The following is a 23713-nucleotide window of genomic DNA, read 5'->3' on the forward strand; positions in this document are numbered from 1 at the left end:
AGCTTAGACGGAAATCGGCGACATCCCGCAAGCCGGCTGCGGCAGTCTCCCGGCATGGCACCGAACGACACCCCTCCCTCCCCCGACCGGATCGCTGGCCTGCTGGGCCGGCTCGACCCGGCCTATGCGCCCACCCCGCTGCGCAGCCTGCCGGCGCTTGCCGAAAAGCTCGGCATCGCCGCGCTCTGGGTGAAGGAGGAGGGCGCCCGCAGCCTGGGCAGCTTCAAGTCGCTGGGCGGCACCTATGCCGGGCTGCGCGCCCTGGCACGCCAGGCCGGGGTGGCGCCGGAAGCGCTGCTCGACCCTGCGACGCGGCCGGGCGGGCTGCCGGCGCTGCTCTGCGCCAGCGACGGCAATCACGGGCTGGCGGTGGCGGCGGCGGCGCGGGCGGCCGGCGCGCCCTGCACGGTCTTCCTGCATTCCGGCGTGCCGCAGGCACGCGCCGCGCGGATCACCGCCATGGGTGCGGCGATCACCTGGATCCAGGGCACCTATGACGACGCCGTCGATGCCGCGGTGCTGGCCGCCGGGAAGGGCGACGGGCTGCTGGTGGCGGATACCGCGCTCGATCCGGCCGATCCGGTCGTCGGCGACGTGATGGCCGGCTATGGCGTCATCGCCGCCGAGATCCGCCAACAGGCGAGCGAACCCTATCCGACGCATCTCTACATCCAGGCCGGCGTCGGCGGGCTGGCGGCGGCGATGGTCGCCGGGCTGGATGGCTTCCTGGCGGCGCCCGCCGCCATGGCGGTGGCGGAACCGGCCGAGGCCGCCTCGGTCGGCGCCGCGCTTGCCGCCGGCCGGGTGCTGCGCCTGCCGGGCGCGCTGCACTCGGTCGCGGAAATGCTCTCCTGCGGCGAGGCCAGCGCGCCGGCCCTCGCCCTGCTGCAGCCGCGCGCGCCGCGCGCCGTCGCCGTGCCCGAGGCGCGGCTGGCCGAGGCGCCGCGGCTGCTGCAGGAATTCGGCGGCCCGGCCAGCACCCCCTCCGGCGCCACCGGCTTCGCCGGGCTGCTGCAGGACATCGCCGAGGGCCACCATCCCGGGCCGCAGGCGCGCGTCATCCTGGTGATCAGCGAAAGGGCGCTGGCGTGAGCGACGGGGCCTTCTGGCGGCAGCTCACCGAATGGCGGCGGGATTTCCACCGCCACCCGGAATTCGGCTTCGAGGAACGCCGCACCGCGCGGCTGGTCGCCGAGCGGCTGCGCGGCTTCGGGCTGGAGGTCACCGAGGGCATCGGCGGCACCGGGGTCGTCGGCACGCTGCGGCGGGGCGATGGCGGGCGCAGCATCGCGCTGCGCGCCGACATGGATGCGCTGCGCATCGCCGAGCAGGGCGAGGGCGCCTGGCGCTCGGCGACGCCCGGGCTGATGCATGGCTGCGGCCATGACGGGCATGTCACCATGCTGCTCGGCGCGGCCCAGCTTCTGGCGGCGGAAGGCGGCTTCAGCGGCACCCTCCGCTTCCTGTTCCAGCCGGCGGAGGAATGGGGCCGCGGCGCCCAGGCGATGCTCGATGACGGGCTGCTGGCGCGCTTTCCCTTCGACGAGATCTATGGCCTGCACAACATGCCAGGTCTCGCCGCCGGTGCCTTCACGACGCGGGCCGGCCCGGTCATGGCGGCCGAGGACATCTTCGATATCCGCCTCACCGGCCGGGGTGGCCATGCCTCGCAGCCGCATGCCGGGCGCGAGGTGATGCTGGCCGCCTGCGCGCTGGTGGTCGAGCTGCAGGCCATCGTCAGCCGCCGCCTGCCGCCCGCTGCCGCGGCGGTGGTCTCGGTGACCGAGCTGACCACCGATGGCGCGCGCAACGTGCTGCCCGGCCAGGCGTGCATCCAGGGCGATGCCCGCAGCTTCCTGCCCGGCATCAGCGCGACCATCGAGCGGGAGATGCGGCGGATCGCCGAGGGGGTGGCGCTGGCGCATGGCTGCCGGGCGGAGGTCGGCTATGCGCGCGAATTCATCCCGACGCTGAACCATCCCGGCGCCACCGCCGCCGCCCTGGCCGCGGCCCGCGCTGCCGCGGCAGGCCAGGCGGTGGAGGAAATGGCCGAGCCGATCACCGCCTCGGAGGATTTCGCCCGCTTCCTGGCGCTGCGGCCGGGCTGCTTCGCCTTCCTCGGCAATGGCGAGGAGTCCGCGCCGCTGCACAATCCGCGCTACGATTTCTGCGACGACGCCATCCCGCAGGGCGTCGGCTTCTTCACCGCCCTCGCCCGCCAGCGCCTCGCGCCGGGGTCGGAGCCCCTCGCATGAACCGGCCCACCCTCGATGACGCGACGCTGCTGGCGCGGCTGCGCGAACTGGGCGAGGTCGGCCGTGGCGCCGATGGCCGCCTCACCCGCCTGGCCGGCAGCGCGGCCGATGGCGCCGGGCGCGACCTGGTCGCCGGCTGGATGCGCGCGGCGGGCCTGGCGGTCACCATCGATGCCGTCGGCAATCTCATCGGGTTGTGGCAGGGATCGGCACCCGTCGGCGCGGCGCCGGTGATGATCGGCTCGCATATCGACACGGTGATCGATGCCGGGATCTATGACGGCTGCTACGGCGTGCTGGCCGGGCTGGCGGTGATCGAGGCGCTGCAGGCCGCCGGCACCCGGCTGGCGCGCCCCGTGGCGCTGGCCGCCTTCACCAATGAGGAGGGCGTGCGCTTCGCCCCCGACATGCTGGGCTCGCTGGTCTATGCCGGCGGCATGGCGCCGGAGGAAGCGCTGGCGATCCGCGGCACCGATGGCGTGACGCTGCGCGAGGCGCTGGCGGCGATCGGCTATGCCGGCGAGGCCGCGCCCGGCTTCCTGCGCCCGCATGCCTATCTGGAGCTGCATATCGAGCAGGGCCCGGTTCTGGAGCATGAGGGCATCGCCATCGGCGCGGTGGACCGGCTGCAGGGCATCTCCTGGCAGTCCTTCCGGCTGAGCGGCGAGGCCAACCATGCCGGGACCACGCCGATGGCGCTGCGCCGCGATGCCGGCCTGGTCGCGGCGCAGGCCATCGCCTTCCTGCGCGAGGCGATCGCGCCGCGCGGCGGCACGACGCTGGCGACGGTCGGCACGCTCTCGCTCGATCCCGGCGCCATCAATGTCATTCCCGGCACGGCGCGCTTCACCCTCGACCTGCGCGATCCCGACGAGGCGCGGCTGGCTGCGGCGGAACAGCGCTTCGCCACGGCCCTGCGCCAGCTCGCCGAGGCCGAGGGGGTCACGGTCGAGACCACCCGCCTCGCCCGCTTCGCGCCGGTGCTCTTCGATGCCGGCCTCGTCGCCCGGATCGAGGCCAGCGCGGCACGGCGAAAACTGTCCTGCCGCCGCATCACCTCGGGCGCCGGGCATGATGCGCAGATGCTGGCGCGGATCTGCCCGGCGGCGATGATCTTCGTCCCCAGCCAGGGCGGCATCAGCCACAATCCGCGCGAGTTCACGTCCCCCCGGCAGCTGGCCGATGGCGCCGCGGTGCTGCTGGACGGCGTGGCGGCGCTGGCCGCCCCGCCCGGCCCGGCAGGCGCCGCTCAGGGCGGGTCGTAGGCGCTGCCATCCTCGGCGCGGCGCGGCGCCTCGACGAAGCGGCCCTGCGGCGGCACCGCCAGCCGGCGGAATTCCGCGGCCAGGCGGTACAGCGCCGGGGCGACCGCCGGTCCTTCCAGGGCCTGGCCATGGCCGGCCAGCACCAGCGCCGGCTCGAGCGCGGCCAACGTGGCGACCGAGGCCTCGGCCGCCAGCCAGTCATGCGTGAAGTATTTCGGCGGGCCGTGCAGCTCCGGCGCCTGGGTGGCGGTGGCATAGGCGGATTCGGCCGCCGTGGTCACCACCGCGTCGCCGGCGATCAGCGTGCGGTCACTGTCCCGCCACAGCGAGACATGGCCGACCGAATGGCCCGGCGTGTGCAGCCAGCACCAGCCGGGCATCTCCGGCACGCTGCCATCCGCCGGCAGGTCGCGCAGCAGCCCGCCCAGATTCACCGGCGCGCGCGGATAGAGCGGCGAGAGCAGCGCCATGGCGCCACCGCCCACCGTCGGGTCGGCGGGCGGATAGGCGCTGCTGCCGTCCAGATAGGGCCGCTCCAGCGGATGCGCATAGACCGGCACCTGCCATTCGGCCGCCAGCGTCTCGACCATGCCGACATGGTCGAAATGGCCATGCGTCATGATGATCGCGGCCGGCGGCACGCCCTCGCCGAAGCGCTCGGCGGCGGCGCGGCGGATGCGGCCGGCGCTGCCCGGGATGCCGGCATCGATCAGCACCCAACGGTGCTGACCGGCGCGGCCGAAGAAGGCGATATTGACGAAAACCAGCTGCTTGTAGGCCAGGTCGTCGCGCAGGGGGATCACGCCACCCTCCGGCGCGCTGGCCGCGACGGCGGCGGGGTCGAGGGGAACCTGCTGGACCAAGGGCCTGCACTCCTGCGGGTCGGCGTTATGCCGTCCTGCCGGATCAACAGGGCTGCCGGCCGCGGGTTCGCTGCCGTCGATCCCCGCCGGTGGCGGTGGCGGCGGCGGCCCGGACGCCCGGCCGGCGCATGCCCCGCGCGTTTACCGGATTTCAACGCTGTCCTGGGAAAACCTTGAGGAAGCACGGAACCAGGACGGTCTAGGACAGGCTGCCTGCCGCCCCACCCCCTTGCGGGAGGCTCCCTCATGCATCTTGGCCCCATCGAGCGCGAGCAGGACAGCCAGCACAGCACACGCGGCTTCCTGGGCCTGTCCCGCCTGGCCCATGCCCGCGACGGGCTGCGCCGCTTCCTGGGCCTGGCACCGGAACGCGGCGGCGCGGCCCCGGACTCCTTCCCCGAGGAGATCCGCAGCCGGCTGCCCACCGATGCCGCGGGCCTGACCCCGCCGCCCGCCCCCCAGGCGCCCGCCGACAGGACCGTAACCGCGCCGCCGCCGGCCGGTCTGCGCCGCTTCCTCGGCCTGGCGCCCCTGGTCGGGGTGCCTTCCAGCCTCAGCCGCTTCCTGGGCCTGGCCCCGCTGCCCGCCAGCCCGCCCGCCGACCGCTTCCTCGACCTTGCCCCGGTGACCGGCATCACCCTACCGGAGCCGGCCGCGCTGGCGCCCTTCGCGCCCCCCTCCGCCGAGCCGCGCTTCATCGATCTGGCGCCCCTGGCCACTCCTGCCCCGGCGCCGCGCTTCATCGACCTGGCGCCGCTGCCCATGGCCAGCAGCCTGCCGCGCCATGTCGACCTGCCGGCGCTGCAGGCCGCCGCGGCGCGCAGCATCAGCCTGCCCGCCCTGACCGTCGCCGCCACCAGCGAGGCGCATCGCCTGGCGCCGGTCGCGGTCCGCACGGAGCGGTTCGTCAACCTGGCCCCGCTGGTCTCCCCGGGCGGCCGCCATGCTTCGCCGGGACAGCAGGCCGGCGCATAAAAAAAGGCCCGGAGGCTGCTGCCTCCGGGCCTGTTCAGGACAGTGTCGCGACGTCTCAGGTGTCGCGCGACCGGCCAGCCAGGGCGGCCGCCGTGGCCGCGATGAAGGCGCCGATCAGCATCGACAGGGCCGTGAACAGCGCGGTCGTCGCCGCCGACTTGCGCGCGGTCTCCGCCGCCTGCTTGGCCTGCTCGGCCGCCTGCTGCGCCCGGGTCACCGTGGCATCGACGCGGGCCCGCGCCTCCTGCTGCGGGATCTCGGCCCGCGCGGCGACGAGCTGCGCCAGATAGGCGCGATCCGCCTCCGGCACCTCGCCCTGGGCAATGCCATTGGCGATGATGCGGCCGGCTTCGGCCACCGCCTGGCCTTCCTCACCCTGCGCCACCGGCTGGGCACGGCGGAACAGCGTGTCGACATCGTAGCTGCGGGCCAGCGCCGGGCCGGCGGTGTTCGCCGCCGCCTGCACCGCACCGCCACCGACCGCGGAGACCGCCCGCGCGCCGGCGCCGATCGCCCCGGTGGCCGCCGAGGCCAGCACGCCCACCGTCAGCAGCGTCGCCACGGCCCAGGCCAGGAAGCCATGCGCCGTGTCGCGGAAATAGACCTCATCGGCATGCACCGAGGCCCAGTGGGTGCGCAGCCGGCCGGCGATGTAGCCGCCGATGCCGGCCGAGAGCCACTGCGTGATGACCAGCCAGACGGCCGCGGTGACGCCGACCGCCGTCGCCGTCGGCCCGGACCAGGGCGAGGCGATGGCGAGGCCGAAGCCGGTGCCAAGCAGCACCAGGATCAGGGAAACCGCCGCCGCGCCCGCCGCACCACCCAGGATGGCGCCCCAGGAGATGGCGGAGACGGGAGACTGGTAGGACGCCGGCAGCTCGGTCTCGCCGAGGCTGAGCCGGCCGCCCTGCGTGCCGCCGGGATAGGAGGTGCTGGCCATGACGGCGCCCTCCTTGCTCAGCGGAACAGCAGCATAAGGATGATGATCACCGGGATGGGGATGCCCAGCAACCACAGCAGAATTCCGCGACCCATGTGATGGCTCCTCCGGCCTTTGATATCCAGGGAGCCAACGCCGGCAGGCGCAGCGGGTTGCCGCATGACCGAATGGTCATGCGGAAAAACCGTTTTCCATCCAGGACTTCGCGGTTGTTGCACCAGCCCGGCCCGGCGGGTTCGCGCGGCAGGGCAAGCCGCCGGGCGATCGCCGCCGGCCTGGTTGCGCGTCCCGGTGGCGGCCGCCGGCCTGGACGTGCCGCACCACGGATGCGCCCCGGGCGGGCTCAGCCCAGAGGCACCGCCCAGATCTCCTCGGCATAGTCGCGGATGGTGCGGTCGGAGGAGAACCAGGCGACATGGGCGGTGTTCAGCACGGCGCTGCGCCACCACGCCTCAGGCTGCCGCCAGCGCTCGGCGACCTGGCGCTGGCTGCGCTGGTAGCTGTCGAAATCGGCGGTGACCAGGAAGCTGTCATGGTTGAGCAGGCCTTCGACCAGGCCGCAATAGCGGTCGGGCTCCTCCGGCGAGAAGACGCCGCCCATCAGCGAATCCAGCACGCCCTGCAGTTCCGGCGAGGCGGCCACCGCCGCCCGCGCGTCGAAGCCATCCCGGCGCATCGCGCCGGCGGCATCCGCCTTCAGGCCAAAGATGAAAATATTGTCCAGGCCGACGCGCTCGCTGATCTCGACATTGGCGCCGTCCAGCGTGCCGATGGTCAGCGCGCCGTTCAGCGCGAACTTCATGTTGCCGGTGCCCGAGGCCTCGAGCCCGGCGGTCGAGATCTGCTCCGACAGATCGGCCGCCGGGATGATGCTCTCGGCCAGGGTGACGTTGTAGTTGGGCAGGAAGGCGACCTTCAGCAGCCCGTGCAGCGTCGGGTCGCTGTTGACGACGCGGGCCACGTCGTTCGCCAGCCGGATGATCAGCTTGGCCTGGTGGTAGCTCGGCGCCGCCTTGCCCGCGAAGATCTTCACCCGCGGCGCCCAGTGCGACATCGGCTGCGCCCGCATGGCGTTGTAGAGCGCGATGGTCTGCAGGATGTTCAGCAGCTGGCGCTTGTATTCGTGGATGCGCTTGATCTGCACGTCGAACAGCGCCTGCGGATCGACCGCGACGCCGGTGCGGGCGCGCACCACCTCGGCCAGGTGGCGCTTGGCGGCCAGCCGCTGCGCCTCGAAGGCCTGGCGGAAGGCCGCGTCGCCGGCCAGCGGCACCAGGTCGGCCAGCCGCTCGGGATCGTCGAGGAAGCGTGGGCCGATGCTGTCGGTGATCAGCCGCGTCAGCCCGGGATTGGCGCGCAGCAGCCAACGGCGGAAGGTGATGCCATTGGTCTTGTTGGTAATGCGGCCGGGACAGGCGCGGTCGAGCTCGGCGAAGACGGTGGTCTTCATCAGCCCGGTGTGCAGCGCGCTGACGCCATTGACCTTGTGCGAGCCGATGAAGGCCAGATGGCCCATGCGGACGCGGCGCCCGGCATGCTCGTTGATGATCGAGATGGCGGCCAGCATGCCGTCATCCGCCCCGGCCTTCCGCGCCGCCTCCAGGTGCTGCGCGTTGATCAGGTAGATGATCTGCATGTTGCGCGGCAGCAGCCGCTCCATCAGCGCCACCGGCCAGCTTTCCAGCGCCTCCGGCATCAGCGTGTGGTTGGTGTAGGAGAAGGTGGCGACGCCGATCCGCCAGGCGGTGTCCCAGTCCAGGTCGTGCACGTCGATCAGCAGCCGCATCAGCTCGGCGACGCCGATGGCGGGGTGGGTGTCGTTCAGCTGGACGGCATTCTTCTCGGCCAGCGTCGCGACATCGCCATGCAGCCGCTTGTGCCGGCGGATCATGTCCTGCAGGGAGGCGGAGGCGAAGAAATACTCCTGCCGCAGCCGCAGCTCCTGGCCGGCCGCGCTGTCGTCGCCGGGATAGAGCACGCGCGAGATCGCCTCGGCCCGCACCCGGTTCAGCTGGGCGCCGACATGGTCGCCGCTGTTGAAGGCGTCGAGCTGCAGCGGATCGGTGGCGCGCGCCGACCACAGCCGCAGCGTATTGACCCATTTGCCGCGCCAGCCGACCACCGGTGTGTCATAGGCGATGGCGCGCACCACCTCGCCCGGATGCCAGACCACGCCGCCCTCCGCGCGCGGCGCCACATGGCCGCCGAAGCCGACATCGCAGACGATGTTGGCGCGCTCGAATTCCCAGGGGTTGCCCAGGCTCAGCCAGTCCTCCGGCACCTCGCGCTGGCGGCCGTCCTGGATCAGCTGGCGGAACAGCCCGTGCTCGTAGCGGATGCCATAGCCGAAGGCCGGGATGGCGAGGCTGGCCATGCTGTCCATGAAGCAGGCGGCGAGCCGGCCGAGGCCGCCATTGCCGAGCGCCGCATCCGGCTCCTGCGCATAGATCTCCTCGAGATCGACGCCGAGGCCGGACAGCGCCTCGCGCATCGTCTCGGTCAGGCCGAGATTGCCCAGGGCGTCGGACAGCAGGCGGCCGATCAGGAATTCCATCGACAGGTAGCAGACCTGCCGGTGGTGCTCGGCGGCGGAAAGGTCATTGGCGGCGCGCCAGCGGTCCATGATGCGGTCGCGCACCGCCAGCGTCGCCGCCAGGAACCAGTCGCGCGGGCTGGCGCGCTCGTCGCGGCCGCCGACCTGGTAGATCAGCTTGTCCAGCACCGCCGCGCGCAGCGCCGCCACCTCGGGCGAGACATCGGCCGCCGGGCCGCCGGGCGTGGCGGCGGCGTCCCGGTTCAGGCTGTCCTCGGTCATGCGGCGCGGTCCCTTCTGCGGTGGCGGGCGGGCGCCCCGCCGGCGGTCAGGCGACCGCGCGGTAGAGCGCCGCGTAGTGACGGGCCGGGCGGCGCCAGCTGACATCGGCGGCCATGCCGTTGCGCTGCAGCTGCTGCCAGGCGGCGCGATCCTGCCACAGGGCGGCCAGCCGCCCCAGCGCCGCCTCGAGCGGCGCGCGCGCGGCAGCGGCGAATTGCAGCCCGGTGCCGACCCCGGCGGCGAGCGCCATCTCATTGGCATCGATGACGGTATCGGCCAGGCCGCCGACGCGGGCGACCACGGGCACGGCGCCATAGCGCAGGGCGCAAAGCTGCGTGAGGCCGCAGGGCTCGAAGCGCGAGGGCACCAGCAGCGCGTCGCTGCCGCCCTGCACCAGATGCGCCAGCGCCTCGTCATAGCCGCGATGCAGCCCGACCTGGCCGGGATGTGCGGCGGCGGCGGCGGCGAAGCCCTCTTCCAGGGCGCGGTCGCCGCTGCCAAGGACCGCCAGCTGCATGCCATGGCCGAGCAGCGCCGGCAGCGCCTCCAGCACCGCATCCATGCCCTTCTGCCAGGACAGCCGGCTGACGATGCCGAGCAGCGGGGCGACCGGCCGCTCGGCCAGGCCGAGGCGGCGGCGCAGCGCGGCGCGGCTGGCCTCGCGCGCCGAGAGGGTGTCGGCCGAATAGGGCGCTGGCAGGGCCGGATCGGCCTCCGGGTTCCAGACCTCGGTGTCGATTCCGTTCAGGATGCCCGAGAGATCGGCGGCGCGCGCGCGCAGCAGTCCGCCCAGGCCCATGCCGCCTTCCTCGGTGCGGATCTCCGCCGCGTAGGAGGGGGAGACGGTGGTGATACGGTCGGCGAAATGCAGCCCGGCCTTCAGGAAGCCGATGCCGCCGTAATACTCGACGCCGTCGATCGCCCAGGCATGGGCCGGCAGCCGCAGCGCCGAGAGCAGCTCCGGCGCGCATTGCCCCTGGAAAGCCAGGTTGTGCACGGTCATCACCGTGCCGGGGCGGCTGGCCTCGGCATAGTGCAGATAGGCCGGCGCCAGCCCGGCCTGCCAGTCATGCGCGTGCACGACATCGGGGCGGAAGCCCGAGAGCCGCCCGAGGCCGAGCTCGGACGCCACCCAGCCCAGCGCGGCGAAGCGCTGCGGATTGTCGCGGAAGTCGCCCTCCGCCCCGGCATAGGGGCTGCCGGGCCGGTCATAGAGATGCGGCGCGTCGATGACGAACAGATCCAGCCCGGCGGCGCGGGCCGCCAGCAGCCGGGCGCCGCCACCGAACAGGTCGTCCCAGTGCAGGACCGGCTCCGCCTGTTCGAGCTTCTGCATCACCGCCGGATAGCCCGGCAGCAGGGAATGCACGGTGATGTCCTCGGCGGCCAGCGCCCCGGGCAGGGCGCCGGCGACATCCGCCAGCCCCCCGGTCTTGATCAGCGGATAGAGCTCGGAAGCGACCGAGAGGACAGTGAACGTCATGGGCAGGCAGCACTCACGCGGTAAGGGCGTCAACCATCGGCTGGGTGATCAGGGTAACGCCACCGGCGGTGCGGCGGAAGCGGCGGGCATCGGCCTCCGGGTCCTCGCCGACCACCAGCCCCTCGGGCAGGCGGACGCCGCTGTCGACCACCGCCCGCGTCAGCCGGGTGTGGCGGTTCACCGTGACGCCGGGCAGCAGCACGCTGCCGTTCAGGTCGCAGTAGGAATGCACCCGCACATTGGTCGAGAGCACCGAGCGCTCGACATGCGAGCCGGAGACGATGCAGCCGCCGGAGACCAGCGAATCCACCGCCATGCCGCGGCGCTGGTCGTCGTTGAAGACGAACTTGGCCGGCGGCGCCAGCTCGCTATGGGTCCAGATCGGCCAGTCGCGGTCATAGAGGTCGAGCGGCGGGACGACGTCGCAGAGGTCGATATTGGCCTGCCAATAGGCATCCACCGTGCCGACGTCGCGCCAGTAGGACGACGCCTCCTCGCCGGTGGTGACGCAGCTGTCGGTGAAGCGGTGCGCCTGGGCCCGGCCATGCCTGACGATATAGGGCACCAGGTCAGAGCCGAAATCGTGGCTGGACTGCGGGTCGGCGGCGTCGCGGCGCAGCTGCTCGGTCAGGAAGCTGGTCGAGAAGACATAGATGCCCATGCTGGCCAGGGCGCAGTCCGGCTTGTCGGGCATGCCCGGCGGATCGGCCGGCTTCTCCAGGAAGGAGACGATGCGGTCCTCCTCGTCGACCTGCATCACGCCGAAGGCGGTCGCCTCCATCCGCGGCACCTCGATGCAGCCCACGGTGACATCGGCGCCCGAGGCCTCGTGCTGCTGCAGCATGACCTCATAGTCCATCTTGTAGACATGGTCGCCGGCCAGCACGATCATGTAGCGCACGCCATAGGCCTCGATGATGTCGAGGTTCTGGTAGACCGCGTCGGCGGTGCCGGAGTACCAGCCGCTGCCCTCGACCCGCTGGCTGGCGGGCAGGATGTCGAAGCTCTCATTGCGCTCGGCGCGCATGAAGTTCCAGCCGCGCTGCAGGTGGCGGATCAGGCTGTGCGCCTTGTACTGGGTGGCGACGCCGATGCGGCGGATGCCCGAATTCAGGGCGTTGGACAGCGCGAAATCGATGATGCGCGACTTGGCGCCGAAGAAGACGGCGGGCTTCACCCGGCGCTCGGTCAGCTCCATCAGGCGGGTGCCGCGGCCCCCGGCCAGGACATAGGCCATGGCGTGGCGCGCCAGCGGCGCGGGCGTCTGCGGCTTCAGCATGCGCTGGTGACTTTGGTGTTCATTGGCAGCTGGCTCCCCCGATCCCCTCTAGGCCATGGCACGGCACCGGGTCAGGATAGGCCGATGCCGATGGCCGGCGACAGGCAGACGATGCAAGGGGGGCGAAAGTTTCAGCCACGCTGTCGCTTTTCATGCTTTCACCCCCCGGCGTGACATCGGCGCGTCACGCCGAGGCGGCAGTCTGCCCGGTTCAGGCGCGCGCCGGAACCGGTTCCGTCACATTCTGCGGCACCGGCCGCCGCAGCGACAGCACCATCAGCGCGGCCAGCAGACAGAAGCCGCCGGCGACGAAGAGCGCGGGCAGATAGGTGTCGAAGGCGCTGCGGGCGCTGCCGGCGGCGAAGGCGGCGGTCGCGGCGCCCAGCTGGTGGCCGGCGAAGACCCAGCCGAAGACCAGGCCGGCGCGCTCGGCGCCGAAGCGCTCGGCGACCAGGCGGACGGTCGGCGGCACGGTCGCGATCCAGTCCAGCCCGTAGAAGACGGCGAAGAAGCCCAGCGCGATCAGGTTGAACTCGGTGAAGGGCAGGTAGAGCAGCGACAGCCCGCGCAGCCCGTAGAACCAGAACAGCAGCCAGCGATTGTCGTAGCGGTCGGCGAGCCAGCCCGAGGCCACGGTGCCGACCAGGTCGAACAGCCCGATCACCGCCAGCATGCCCGCCGCGCCCACCGGCGCCACGCCGAAATCGCCGCAGAGCGAGACCCAGTGCGTCTGGATCAGCCCGTTGGTGCTGAGGCCGCAGATGAAGAAGGTGCCGAACAGCACCCAGAAGGCGCGGCTGGCGGACGCCTCCCGCAGCGCCCGCAGCGGCGAGGCCAGCAGGTCGAGCAGCCCCCCCTTGGGCTTCGCCGGCGGCACGACCCCGCTCCCGCCGAGCGGCGCCAGGCCGAGCTCGGCCGGGTGGTCGCGCATCAGCAGGGTGACCAGGGCGAGGGCCAGCAGCAGCATGGCGACGACGAAGGCCAGCGCGGCGCGCCAGCCGATCGCCTCGGTCAGCGCCGCCAGCAGCGGCAGGAAGACCAGCTGGCCGGTGGCGTTGCTGGCGGTCATCAGCCCGACCACCAGCCCGCGGCGCCGCACGAACCAGCGGGTGGCCACCGTCGCCCCGAGCACCAGGGCGGTCATGCCGGTGCCGAGGCCCACCACCCCGCCCCAGAGCAGCAGCAGCTGCCAGTGCTCGGTCATCAGCATCGAGGCGGCCAGCCCGCCGCCGATCATCAGCAGCGCCACGCTGACCACCCGGCGCAGGCCGAAATGGTTCATGAAGGCGGCGGCGAAGGGCCCCATCAGCCCGAACAGCACCAGCCGCAGCGCCATGGCCGAGGAGACCTCGGCATTGCTCCAGCCGAACTCGGCCTGCAGCGGCGCCAGCAGCACGCCGGCCGAGCCCATGGCGCCGGCGGTGGCCAGCATGGTGGCGAAGGTCGCCGCCACCACCGCCCAGCCGTAATAGATCTTCCGGTCGCTCAGCCACCGGGCCAGGGCTGCCTGCATCATCCTTCATCCCCATTAAACGGGTATATGCCCGCATTTCGTCGCAAGAAAACCGGTCAGAAATCCTCGGCCAGGCGGGCCAGGGCGGCCAGGCCCTCGGCGCCCAAACGGTGCTCGATCTCGGCCTGGGCGGCGTCCCAGAGCGGCGCGGCCCGCTCCAGCAGCGCCTCCCCCGCCGGGGACAGCGCCAGGGGCGCCTCGCGCTGGTCGGCGCCGCTGCGGCCCTCGACCAGCCCCATCTTCTCCAGCACCCGGGCGTTGCGGCCGATGGTGGAGCGGTCGAGCTCGGCCAGCCTGCCCAGCTCGGTCAGCGAGACCGGCCCGTGCCGGCGGATCCGCCGCAGCAGGCTGAGCTGGCCGATATTGACGCCGACCGGGGCCAGCGCCGCGTCATAGATGGCGCTGATCTTCCGCGCGGCGCCGCGCAGCGTGATGCAGTAGCAGGCGGAACGGGCGGGAGCGGGAGCGGCCGACATGACGCGGGTATATGCCCGGACCTGGTCGTCGCGCAAGCGGACTGGAAGAAAAGTGTGCGGCGGCACGGCGGTGGCGGTGCCATAACCGCGGCGATGAGAGGATGGAAAGCCTGGGCCCGGTTCAGCGGCCTCGCGGTGTCGCTGGCGCTCTGGGGCGCCGTGCTCTGGACCGGCCAGGCCTGGTATCAGGAGCGTGACGCGCGGCTGACCGGCGACCCGCCGCGCCGCGCCGCGCAGCTCGCCCTGCCGCCGCGCGACAGCGAGGGCTCGGTGCGGCTGCGCATCCCCTTCACCGTGCTGCAGCAGGCGGCCGAGCGCGACCTGCCCGCCGAATTCAGCCAAAGCGGCGAGGGCGACGGCACCCGCTACAGCTTCACCCTGCGCCGCACCGCGCCGATCCGCTTCCGCGCGGTGGACGGCCAGCTGCGGGCCACCACCAGCCTGCAGGTCAATGGCCAGGCCGGGCTGACCGGGGGGGTCGCCAGCCTGCTCGGGCTGGACGCCAAGAATTTCGACGCGGCGGCCGATATCGAGGCCGAGATCCAGGCGACGCTGGATGCCGACTGGTGTCCTGCGGTCGCCGTGCGCATCGGCTACCAGTGGAGCAAGGCGCCGCGCCTCGAGATCATCGGCGGCGTCTGGGTCGGCATCGAGGAACGGGTGCGCGCCCTGGTCGACGAGGCCTTGCGCAACCTGCCGCAGACCTTGAAGGAAAACATCCCCTGCGAGCGGCTGCGCGAAGCGGCGGCCGAGCAGTGGCGCCGGCACGACATTCCCGTCCAGCTGCCGGCCGCGCCGCCGCTGCTGGTGCAGATCGAGCCGCAGGCGCTGGGCAGCTCCGAGCTGGCGGTGCAGCCCGACCATCTGCGCCTGGTGCTCGCCCTGCAGGCGCGCACCGCGGTGACCGAGCGCGCCGCCGCCACCCCGGCCCGGCAGATCTTCCTGCCCCCGCTGCGCCAGGTGCCGGACCGCGACGGGCGGATCGCCCTGTCCCTGCCGATCCGCGCCGGCTACGACATGATCCGCGACTGGATCATGCGCGAATTCGGCAACCAGGACATCCCGGTGCCGCTGGGCGGCCTCACCGCCGTGTTCCGCATCCAGGCACTGACGGTCTATCCCTCCGATCCGAACATCGCGCTGACCGTGGAATTCTCGGCCGCCCTGCCCGGCCGGGTGCTGAACACCACCGGCCGCGTCACCTTCACCGCGAAGCCCGTCGTCGAGCAGCGCGGCAGCCAGGTGCGGCTGACCGAGATCCAGTTCGCGCGCGACTTCGACAACCCGCTCTGGTCGCTGGCGACCGCCACCTTCGAGGACCGCATCCGCGCCGCCCTCTCGGAGGTCGCCGTCTACGACCTCAAGGACATCATCGCCGGCGCCCAGGCGGAACTGCGCCGCCGCCTGGCCGATCCGGCGGTCACCGGCCGGCTGCGGGTGACGCTGACCCGCCCGGCGATGCGGCTGGAGCGGCTGGTGATGGAGAACGACGCGCTGACCGTGCTGGGCACCGCCGAGGCCGGCATCGAGGCCGAGGTGACGGCGCTGCCCTGAGCGCCGGCCAGCGCCGGCTCTTCACCCTTCCCTCAGCCCCCGCATGCTTCCCTGGCGGCGCATGACGGGACCTCGCGAGCGATGCGCCTTGGCCAGCTGCACTGGATGCCGGATCGCGGCTGGTCGCCGCCGCCGGGGTCGCTTGGCTTCGAGCCCGGGCTGATCCTCTGCTTCGGCCGCGGTGCCGTGCTGGAGCAGGCGCTGGCGCCGCTGCGGCAGGCCTGCCCGGCGGCACGGCTGGTGGCCGGCGGCGCGCAGGCGATGATGCGCGGCGCCGAACTGCAGCAGGAAGGCGCCGTCGCCGTGGCGCTGCGCTTCGCGGCCACGCCCTTCCGCATCGTCGAGCAGGTGGTCGCCGGCACCGGCGACGACCGCCGCGCGGGGCAGGCGCTGGGCGCCGCCCTCTCCGCCCCCGACCTCGCCGGAATCCTGGTGCTGGCCGACGGCATAACGGTCAATGGCAGCGAGCTGCTGGCCGGGCTGCGCGACCGGCTGGGCCAGGGCTGTGCGCTGTTCGGCGGCATGCTGTCCGACACCGCGCGGCCGGAGGAGCCGGGGCCGCCCGGCCTCGGCATCGACGGGCCGCCGCGCCACGGCCTGGCCGCCGCCATCGGCTTCTACGGCCCGCAGGTGCGGATCGCGGCCGGCGCCGCCTCGGGCGTCGACGCCTTCGGGCCGCGCCGCCTGATCACCTGCGCCAGCGGCAGCCTGCTGCAGGCGCTGGACGGCCGCCCGGCGCTGGAGCTCTACCGGCGCTACCTGGGCGAGGAATTCGTCGGCTCCAGCGCGGCGCTGACCTTTCCGCTGCTGGTCTGGCCCCCCGGCCAGCCGGAGCAGGCGGTGGTGCGCACGCTGATCCACTTCGACCCGGCCCGCGGCAGCCTGCGCTTCGCCGGCAACGTGCCCGCCGGCCATCTGGCGCGGCTGATGCGCGGCAATCTGGACCGGGTCGCCATGGCCGCGGCCGATGCCGCGCGCCAGGCCTGCGCCGGCCTGCCCGCCCTGCCCGGCGACCGGCTGGCCCTGCTGGTGAGCTGCATCGGCCGGCTGCAGCTGCTGGGCGGCCGCACCGCCGAGGAGGTCGAGGATGCCGCCCTGGCGCTGGCCCTGGGCGAGGGCGGGGGCGCGGCGCCGATCGGCTTCTACAGCTATGGCGAGATCTGCTGCGCCGGCGGCGGGGCGCAGACCGAGCTGCACAACCAGACCATGACCGTCCTGCTGCTCGGTGAGGCGGTGGCGGATGGATGAGGGCGTGATGATCGAGGGCTGCCACCGCCTGCTGGCGCGCCAGCTGCGCCGCGCCCGCCGCCCGGATGGCAGCTACGACCTCCCCCTGCTGCTGGCCGCGGTCAGCGCCGCCTATGAGGAGGCCGATCGCGAACGCCGCCGCATCGACCGCGTCGCCCAGCTGATGTGCGAGGAGATGGAGGAACTCGCCGAGCGCTTCCGCCACCAGTCGCTGCATGACGCGCTGACCGGCCTGCCCAACCGCCTGCTGTTCCGCGAGAAGCTGACCGAGGCGACGCTGCGGGCGCGTGGCGGCCCGGGGGTGGAGGGGCAGGGCTTCGCGCTGCTGGCCCTCGACCTGGATCGCTTCAAGCAGGTCAACGACACGCTGGGCCATGGCCAGGGCGATGCGCTGCTGGTGCAGGTCGCGGCGCGGATGCGGGCGCAGCTGCGCGGCAGCGACCTGCTGGCCCGCCTCGGCGGCGACGAGTTCGGCCTGCTGCTGCAGCCGCTCGCCGACCCCGAGCAGGCCGCCCGGCTGGCCCAGCGCCTGGTCGAGGCCGTGGCGCAGCCCTTCGACCTGGCCGGCAATCCCGCCTCTGTCGGCGTCAGCATCGGGGTCGCGCTCAGCAGCCGCCAGGAAGGGCCGCAGCCCGAGGGGCTCGACGCGCTGATGGCGCGCGCCGATGCCGCCCTCTACCAGGCCAAGGCGCATGGGCGGAACGGCTGGTGCTTCGCCCCCTCGCCGCTCGCCTGCGGCGCCCTGCCGGGCCCGGCCTGAGGCGCCTCAGCCCGGCTGGATTGTCCGCTCGGCGATCCGCGGGCCCCGCTGCCCTGGGCGATGGCGGGTGCCCGACGCGCACCAGCGTCACGACGCAGCGGCACGACGCTGTCATGGCTGACGGCATGGCGCTCGGCCTTGCTGCTGTCCGAGACGCTGTGGCGGAGGCACCAGCGGCCTTTCGCCTGGGCTTGGCTGCTGGCGAGGATGGCCTCCATCGCCAGTTCCTTTGCCAGGACCCCGCGTCCGGCCCGCCATTTCGTGAGCGCACAAGCGCGCGACACCGGGCCTGCCCGGCCTGGGCGGCGGTCGCGGCAGGCGTTACGGGCGCCGGAGAACCCGCCGCGACGGCCGGCGGGGCAAGCGCGAGGACCAAGCGATGATCATCTGGCAGGGCTGGGGCATCCTGACGCTGCTGATCCTGGGGGGTGTGCCGGCGCTGGGCGTCGCGCTGCTCGGCGCGGCGATGGGCAGCAGGCCGGCGCCGCTGCCCTTCACCCTGGCGACGCTGGCGCTGGTGCTGCTCGGCGGCGCGCTCAACTGGTGGGTCGGCCGCCGGCTGAATGGCGGGCCGGGGCGGGAGCTGATCGACGCCCGCACCGGGCAGCGGGTGCTGCTGCGGCCGCGCCACGCGCTGTTCTGGATCCCGATGCAATACTGGTCGGTGCTGTCGCTGCTGGCCGCCCTGTTCCTCGGCGTCAGCCTGGCCAGCCAGCTGGGACGCGGCGACGCGGCCGCCCCGCTGGCGCCGCGCAGCGAGCGGGCCGCGCCGGCCGGCAACGCGAAGGCTCCGCGGCCGCCGGCCGGCCAATCCATCTGACACCACGCCCGTGGCCACCCGGACGCCGGGCGGCCCCGCGCGAAAGCGGTTGGCAAGCAGCGGCGACCGGGTGGATCATCCCGCGCAAGCAAGAATGCGAGGGAAACGTCGATGGACAGCCTGCCTGCGGCCACGGCCGCCGCCTGCCTTGCCTCCACCCCCCCGGCGCGAATCGGTTTCATCGGCCTCGGCATGATGGGACGGCCGATGGCGCTGCGTCTGCTCGCCACCGCCGCCGCCGACGAGCCGCCACTGCGGGTCGCCGACCGCAGCGCCGAGGCTTTCGCCGGCCTCGCCGCCGCCTCCCCCCCGGGCCGGGCGCCGCGCCTGGCCAGCGATCTGGCGACACTGGCGGCCGAGGTCGACCTGCTGCTGCTGATGCTGCCCGACAGCCAAGCAGTCGCGGCGGTGATGGAGGGGCTGCTGCCGCATCTGCGCCCCGGCCTGCTGCTGCTCGACATGGGCTCCTCGCGGCCGGCCGAGACGCGGCGCTGGGCGGCGGCGGTCGCGGCACGCGGCGCGGCGCTGCTCGATGCCCCGGTCTCCGGCAGCGTGCCCAAGGCGCGCGACGGGACGCTGGCCATCATGCTGGGCGGCGCCGAGGCCGATTGCGAGCGTGCCCGGCCGGTGCTGGCGCGGCTCGGCGCCCAGGTGATCCGCACCGGCCCGGTGGGCTCGGCGCATGCGATGAAGGCGCTGAACAATTTCGTCTATGCCGCCGGGCTGCTGGCGGCCTGCGAGGCGATGCACATGGCGGAAGGGCTCGGGCTGGACCCGGCGATCTTCACCGAGGTGCTGAATGCCTCCTCCGGCCGCAACGTCGCCACCGAGACCAAGCTGCGCCAGGCCATCAACAACCGCCGCTACGATGCCGGCTTCCAGCTCGGGCTGATGCGCAAGGACCTGGAGACCGCGGGCGGCATCGCCGAGGAGACCAGCTTCCCCGCCGCTGCCCTGGCCACCTGCCGGGCCCGCTGGAGCGCGGCGCTGGAGGCGCTGGGGCCGCAGGTCGACAACACCGCGATCCATCAGTTCCTGGGCCAGGAGACCGCGCCATGATCGCCCGCCGTTCCCTGCTGGCGGCGCCGGCGCTGCTGGGCGCCCTGCCCGCCGCCGCGGCCTGGCCCGAGCGGCCGCTGCGCATCATCGTCCCCTTCCCGCCCGGCAGCATCACCGACGCCATGACGCGGACCGTGGCCGATGCGCTGGGCCAGGCGCTGCGCCAGCCGGTGGTGGTGGAGAACCGCGCCGGCGGCAATGGCGTGGTCGGCACCCAGGCGGCGATCCAGGCGCCGGCGGATGGCAGCGTCATGGTGGCGATCAGCGTCTCCACCGCCTCGCTGAACCCGCATGTGCTGCGCAACCTGCCCTATGACCCGCTGCGCGACCTGGCGCCGGTCGGCTATCTCTGCGACTGCCCCTATATGCTGGCGGTGACGCCCGGGCTGCAGGCGGCCAACCTGGCGCAGCTGCTGGAGATCGCCCGCGCCCGGCCGGGCCAGCTGACCTACAGCTACGGCAACCAGAGCGCGATGATCTGCTCGGCGCTGATGGCGCAGATGGCCGGCGTGCAGATGCTGGGCGTGCCCTATCGCGGCGGCGCCGAGGCGCTGACCGACGTGGTCGCCGGCCGCATCACCACCACCTTCACCGATTTCGTCAACGGCCCGGCGCAGCTGAAGGAAGGCCGCATCAAGGCCTTCGCCGTCACCTCGGGCCAGCGCTTCTCGCTCGCCCCCGACACGCCGACGGTGGCGGAGACCCTGCCGGGCTACGACCTGTCGGTCTGGTTCGGCCTGGCGGCGCCGCGCGCGACCCCCGAGCCGGTGATCGCCCGGGCGAATGCCGTCCTGGCCGAGGTGCTGGCCCAGCCGCAGCTGCGCGACCGGCTGGCGTCGCAGGGCCTGGCGCCGCGCAGCATGTCGCCGCTGGAATTCGCCGCGGTGATGCGGCGGGAGCTGGACCTCTGGGGCGATCGGGTGAAGCGCCTGAACATCGAGCCGACATGAGCCCTGGGGGCATGAGCGAAGGCATGATCCGCCACGCGCGCGACGCGCAGGGCATCGCCCGCGTCACCATCGACCGCCCGGCCAAGCTGAACGCCATGACCGAGGCGATGTTCCTGCAACTCGCCTCCATTGTCTCCGGCTATGCGGATGATCCGGGGCTTCGCGCGCTGGTGCTGCAGGGTGCGGGCGAGCGCGCCTTCGTCGGGGGCGCCGATATCGGCGTCATGGCCGGGCTGGCGGGGCCGGCGGAAGCCCAGCGCTTCATCTCCGCCGTGCATGCCGCCTGCCGCAGCTTGCGCGACCTGCCGGTCCCGGCGATCGCGCGCCTGCAGGGGCTGGCGCTGGGCGCCGGGCTGGAGCTGGCCGCCGCCTGCGACCTGCGCCTGGCCAGCAGCGCCGCGCATCTCGGCATGCCAGAGGTGGTGGTCGGCATCCCCTCGGTGGTGGAAGCCTCGCTGCTGCCCGGGCTGATCGGCTGGGGGCGGACGCGGCGGCTGCTGCTGCTCGGCGAGACGATCACCGGGGAAGAGGCCGAACGCTGGGGGCTGGTCGAGCGCTGCGTTGCCCCCGAGGCACTGGACACGGCGCTGGAGGACTGGCTCGCCTTGCTGCTGAAGAACGGTCCCGCCGCCATCCGGTCGCAGAAGGCGCTGATCCGGCAATGGGAATCGATGACGCCGGATGACGGCGCCGAGGCCGGCATCCCGGCCTTCGCCCGTGCCTTCGAAGGCGAGGAACCGGCGCGGATGCTGGGCGCCTTCGTGGCGCGGAAGCGGCGCTGAGCGCCGCCTCCGCTCAGGCGGCGCTGGCCCGGCGGGCGCCACCGGCAGGGCGCGAGATGCGCACCGGCGCGTCGGGCGCCATCGACCGGAGATCCTGCGCCGAGAGGTCGCGGGCGATGACCACCAGCGCCTCGGGCGTGCGCTCGGTCCGCGTCAGCCGGGCGAGCGGGCTGAACAGGGTGCCCACCACCTGCACCAGCAGCGCGGCGCCCGGGTCATCGGCGGGGTGCAGGAAGCCCTTCATCCGCAGCAGCCGCTCGCCGGCGAAGGCGGCCAGATTCTCCATCCAGTCGAGGCGGTCGTCCCAGCTGGCGCCGTCCTGGAACTCCACCAGATGCACGCCGATGCGCGGATGCGGCGCGGCGGCCTCGGGCCAGGCCAGGGCGGCGCCGGGCGGGGTGGTGAAGGCAGCCAGCGCACGGCGGGCCGGGTCGGGCTCGACCACGCGGGCGGCCAGCGGGTTGATGCCGGCGGCCAGGGCGGCCGCCGCCTCGCCCGCGGCCTGGTCGAGCTTGGTGATGACCACCACATCGGCGGCGGCGATCTGCGCGGCGAATTCGTCGAAATGCGCGGCGCGGGCCTCGGCCTGCGCCGCGTCGCAGGTGGCCACGGCGCGCACCCGCAGGCCAAGCGGCGCCAGCGGGCCGAGGCTGCGCAGGATCGGGCCCGGGCGCGACAGCCCGCTGCATTCCAGGATGATGCGGCGATAGGGCGGCAGCCCGGCCTTCTCGCGGCCTTCCAGCAGCGACTGCACGGTGAAGACCAGGTCGTTGGTCAGCGAGCAGCAGACGCAGCCATTGCTGAGCATCGCCAGCGGCAGCGGGCCGCTGTCGGCGATGACGGCGCCGTCGATGTCGATCTGGCCGGCCTCGTTGACGATGACCGCGGTGTCCGCGGCCTCCGGCAGGGCCAGCCAGTCGCGCAGCAGCGTGGTCTTGCCGCTGCCCAGGAAGCCGGCGAGCAGGATGAACTCGGCCGGCGCCTTGGGATCGGTCATGCTGGCGCGGTTTCCGGGGTCTTCGCCGCCGCCTCGGCCTCGATCGCCTTCTGGTCGGCGACCATCCTGCGGATGTCGGCCAGCATGGCGGGGATGTCGAAGACCAGGCCGGCGCGGATGGTGTGGCGCAGCGCCTGGCGCCATTCCACCTGGCCGGTCGCGTCGTTCAGACGCAGCGCGCCGGTGGCGTAGAGCAGCTTGAAATCCTCCAGCGGGTTCTCGTCGAAGACCAGCAGGTCGGCGCGCTTGCCCACCTCGACGCTGCCGGTCTCGCCGTCGATGCCGAGCAGTTCGGCGCCCTGGATGGTGGCGCTGCGCAGGACTTCCAGCGGGTTGAAGCCGGCTTCCTGCAGCAGCTCGAGCTCGCGCACAAAGCCGAAGCCATAGGTCTGGAAGATGAAGCCGGAATCGCTGCCGGTGCAGACCCGCCCGCCGCGGTTCTTGTACTCGTTGATGAAGGCCATCCACAGCCGGTAGTGCTGCTTCCAGTCGATCTCGTTGCCGGTCGACCACTTGAACCAGTAGGAGCCGTGGCCGCCGCGCGCCGGCTGGAAGAAGCGCCACATGCTGGGCCAGGTATAGTCCTCATGCCAGTCGGCGCGGCGGGTGCGCATCACGTCGCGGTTGGCGTCGTAGATCGAGAAGGTGGGCACGAAGGTGAAGTCGAGCGCCAGGAAGCGCTCCATCACCTCGTTCCACTTCGCGCTGCCCGGCTCGGCCGCCTGCTGGAAGGTCTGGCCGGCGGAGGAGAAGCGGAAATACTCGTCATTGTAGTTGTAGCCGGCCGGGTAGCTCTGCACGACGCGGTTGTCGTAGAGCGCCTCGGGCAGGCCGTAATAATGCTCGGCGCTGGTCAGGCCCCATTCGGCGGTGGTCAGCGCGTTCATCCGCGTCACCGCCTGCTGCGCGTGGTGGCAGCCGCTGCGCAGGCCGAGCTCGCGGCATTCCGCCAGCGCCGCCTTCATGATCGCCGGCGGCGCGCCGAAGAACTTCACGCCATCCGCGCCGCGCGACTTCAGGTCGCGCAGCCAGGCGCGCGCCTCGTCCGGCGTGTGGATGGTCTTCAGCATGTCGTTGACGGCGGGGAAGTAGGAATGCACCACCAGGTGCGGCGCCGCGATGCGGTTCTCCTGCGAGGCCTTGCGCTGCTCGACCATCCAGCCGAGGCCGCTGAAGCCGCCCATCTCGCGCGCCGTGGTGACGCCATGCGCCAGCCAGAGCTTGTAGACATAGTCGGCCGGGGCCGGCGTGCCGTGCAGGGCGTGGTAGGGGACGCCGGCATGGGCGTGGCAGTCGATCAGGCCTGGGGTGACGAACTTGCCGTGGCAGTCGATTTCCTCGTCGCCGGCCGGCGGGCGGCGCGACGGGCTGATCGGTTTGCCGGGCGTGCCGACGGCGACGATGGCGGCGATGCGGTCGTTCTCGATGACGATATCGGCCGGGCCCCAGGGTGGCGCGCCGGTGCCGTCGATGATGGTCGCGCCGCGCAGCACCAGGCGCCTGAAGGGCCCCGAGCCGCAGTCGCGCCCGGTCGAGGCCGGCACCGGCGGCATGCCGTTCTTCTGGTTGCGCCCGGTGATTTCCTCACCCGTCTGCGGCTTCGCGTCCATCTTCTTGGTCCCTCTTGGATGGGAGGTCCAGGAACCTGAGGTTCCTGGCGGGGAGAGGTTGAGAGGGGC

Annotated in this window: 20 protein-coding genes; 11 read left to right on the forward strand and 9 right to left on the reverse strand. The window is 72.9% G+C overall.

Annotated features, from left to right (window positions below; genetic code table 11):
- Positions 1–54 precede the first annotated feature (54 nt).
- From WFI16_RS18550 to WFI16_RS18560, 3 genes are read left to right on the forward strand one after another with little or no spacing between them, the layout of a single operon-like run.
- Positions 55–1092, forward strand: coding sequence for a pyridoxal-phosphate dependent enzyme (locus WFI16_RS18550; protein WP_419899337.1), 1038 nt, complete (start codon positions 55–57; stop codon positions 1090–1092).
- Positions 1089–2255, forward strand: a complete 1167-nt coding sequence (locus tag WFI16_RS18555; protein WP_419899338.1) for an amidohydrolase — start codon at positions 1089–1091, stop codon at positions 2253–2255. The genes WFI16_RS18550 and WFI16_RS18555 overlap by 4 nt, the downstream gene beginning before the upstream one ends.
- Positions 2252–3520, forward strand: coding sequence for a Zn-dependent hydrolase (locus tag WFI16_RS18560; RefSeq protein ID WP_419899339.1), 1269 nt, complete (start codon positions 2252–2254; stop codon positions 3518–3520). Before WFI16_RS18555 ends, WFI16_RS18560 begins: the two co-directional genes overlap by 4 nt.
- Here WFI16_RS18560 and WFI16_RS18565 read toward each other — a convergent pair.
- Positions 3505–4383, reverse strand: coding sequence for an MBL fold metallo-hydrolase (locus WFI16_RS18565; protein ID WP_419899340.1), 879 nt, complete (start codon positions 4381–4383; stop codon positions 3505–3507). The two genes, WFI16_RS18560 and WFI16_RS18565, sit on opposite strands and share 16 nt — an antisense overlap.
- A gap of 246 nt (positions 4384–4629) precedes the next feature.
- Between WFI16_RS18565 and WFI16_RS18570 the strand changes: the two genes are divergently transcribed.
- Entirely contained in the window at positions 4630–5358 is a 729-nt protein-coding gene (locus tag WFI16_RS18570; RefSeq protein ID WP_419899341.1) for a hypothetical protein, read from the forward strand.
- 55 nt (positions 5359–5413) lie between these two features.
- Here WFI16_RS18570 and WFI16_RS18575 read toward each other — a convergent pair whose 3' ends face one another.
- The 6 genes from WFI16_RS18575 to WFI16_RS18600 all read right to left on the reverse strand — a co-directional run bounded on the left by WFI16_RS18575 (position 5414) and on the right by WFI16_RS18600 (position 13864).
- Complete coding sequence (locus WFI16_RS18575) at positions 5414–6298, reverse strand: hypothetical protein (RefSeq protein ID WP_419899342.1); 885 nt, start codon at positions 6296–6298, stop codon at positions 5414–5416.
- 343 nt (positions 6299–6641) lie between these two features.
- Positions 6642–9113, reverse strand: a complete 2472-nt coding sequence (locus WFI16_RS18580; RefSeq protein WP_419899343.1) for a glycogen/starch/alpha-glucan phosphorylase — start codon at positions 9111–9113, stop codon at positions 6642–6644.
- A gap of 46 nt (positions 9114–9159) precedes the next feature.
- Positions 9160–10596, reverse strand: coding sequence for a glycogen synthase GlgA (gene glgA, locus WFI16_RS18585; protein WP_419899344.1), 1437 nt, complete (start codon positions 10594–10596; stop codon positions 9160–9162).
- A 13-nt stretch (positions 10597–10609) separates the two neighbouring features.
- Positions 10610–11875 (reverse strand): glucose-1-phosphate adenylyltransferase, encoded by a 1266-nt coding sequence (glgC, locus tag WFI16_RS18590; RefSeq protein ID WP_419899345.1) that lies wholly within the window; start codon positions 11873–11875, stop codon positions 10610–10612.
- A 211-nt stretch (positions 11876–12086) separates the two neighbouring features.
- Positions 12087–13388 (reverse strand): MFS transporter, encoded by a 1302-nt coding sequence (locus tag WFI16_RS18595; RefSeq protein ID WP_419899346.1) that lies wholly within the window; start codon positions 13386–13388, stop codon positions 12087–12089.
- Positions 13389–13444: 56 nt separating this feature from the next.
- Positions 13445–13864, reverse strand: a complete 420-nt coding sequence (locus WFI16_RS18600) for a MarR family winged helix-turn-helix transcriptional regulator (RefSeq protein ID WP_419899347.1) — start codon at positions 13862–13864, stop codon at positions 13445–13447.
- Positions 13865–13957: 93 nt separating this feature from the next.
- On the opposite strand from WFI16_RS18600, the gene WFI16_RS18605 reads away from it, so the two are divergent.
- The 7 genes from WFI16_RS18605 (at position 13958) to WFI16_RS18635 (ending at position 21037) form a co-directional block, all read left to right on the forward strand.
- The gene (locus tag WFI16_RS18605) at positions 13958–15418 is read left to right on the forward strand and encodes a DUF4403 family protein (RefSeq protein WP_419899348.1); all 1461 of its coding nucleotides are present in this window, start codon (positions 13958–13960) and stop codon (positions 15416–15418) included.
- An 81-nt stretch (positions 15419–15499) separates the two neighbouring features.
- Complete coding sequence (locus WFI16_RS18610) at positions 15500–16666, forward strand: FIST signal transduction protein (RefSeq protein ID WP_419899349.1); 1167 nt, start codon at positions 15500–15502, stop codon at positions 16664–16666.
- Positions 16659–17426 (forward strand): GGDEF domain-containing protein, encoded by a 768-nt coding sequence (locus WFI16_RS18615; protein ID WP_419899350.1) that lies wholly within the window; start codon positions 16659–16661, stop codon positions 17424–17426. The genes WFI16_RS18610 and WFI16_RS18615 overlap by 8 nt, the downstream gene beginning before the upstream one ends.
- 379 nt (positions 17427–17805) lie before the next feature.
- Positions 17806–18246, forward strand: a complete 441-nt coding sequence (locus tag WFI16_RS18620) for a hypothetical protein (RefSeq protein WP_419899351.1) — start codon at positions 17806–17808, stop codon at positions 18244–18246.
- Positions 18247–18357: 111 nt separating this feature from the next.
- Positions 18358–19305: an NAD(P)-dependent oxidoreductase gene (locus WFI16_RS18625; RefSeq protein WP_419899352.1), complete on the forward strand. Its 948-nt coding sequence runs from the start codon at positions 18358–18360 to the stop codon at positions 19303–19305.
- Positions 19302–20255 carry a Bug family tripartite tricarboxylate transporter substrate binding protein gene (locus tag WFI16_RS18630; RefSeq protein ID WP_419899353.1) on the forward strand — a complete coding sequence of 318 codons (954 nt, stop codon included), beginning with the start codon at positions 19302–19304 and terminating at the stop codon, positions 20253–20255. Before WFI16_RS18625 ends, WFI16_RS18630 begins: the two co-directional genes overlap by 4 nt.
- Positions 20256–20266: 11 nt before the next feature.
- Complete coding sequence (locus tag WFI16_RS18635; protein WP_419899354.1) at positions 20267–21037, forward strand: enoyl-CoA hydratase; 771 nt, start codon at positions 20267–20269, stop codon at positions 21035–21037.
- Between the two features lie 13 nt (positions 21038–21050).
- Here the strand turns inward: WFI16_RS18635 and WFI16_RS18640 are convergent, their stop codons facing one another.
- A complete protein-coding gene (locus WFI16_RS18640; protein ID WP_419899355.1) occupies positions 21051–22034 on the reverse strand; it encodes a CobW family GTP-binding protein in 984 nt (327 codons plus the stop codon).
- On the reverse strand, positions 22031–23644 hold the full coding sequence (locus WFI16_RS18645; RefSeq protein ID WP_419899356.1) for an amidohydrolase family protein: 1614 nt from the start codon (positions 23642–23644) through the stop codon (positions 22031–22033). The genes WFI16_RS18640 and WFI16_RS18645 overlap by 4 nt, the downstream gene beginning before the upstream one ends.
- Between the last annotated feature and the right edge of the window lie 69 nt (positions 23645–23713).

It is taken from the genome of Roseomonas sp. USHLN139 (assembly GCF_037145735.1).
Classification (GTDB): domain Bacteria; phylum Pseudomonadota; class Alphaproteobacteria; order Acetobacterales; family Acetobacteraceae; genus Pseudoroseomonas.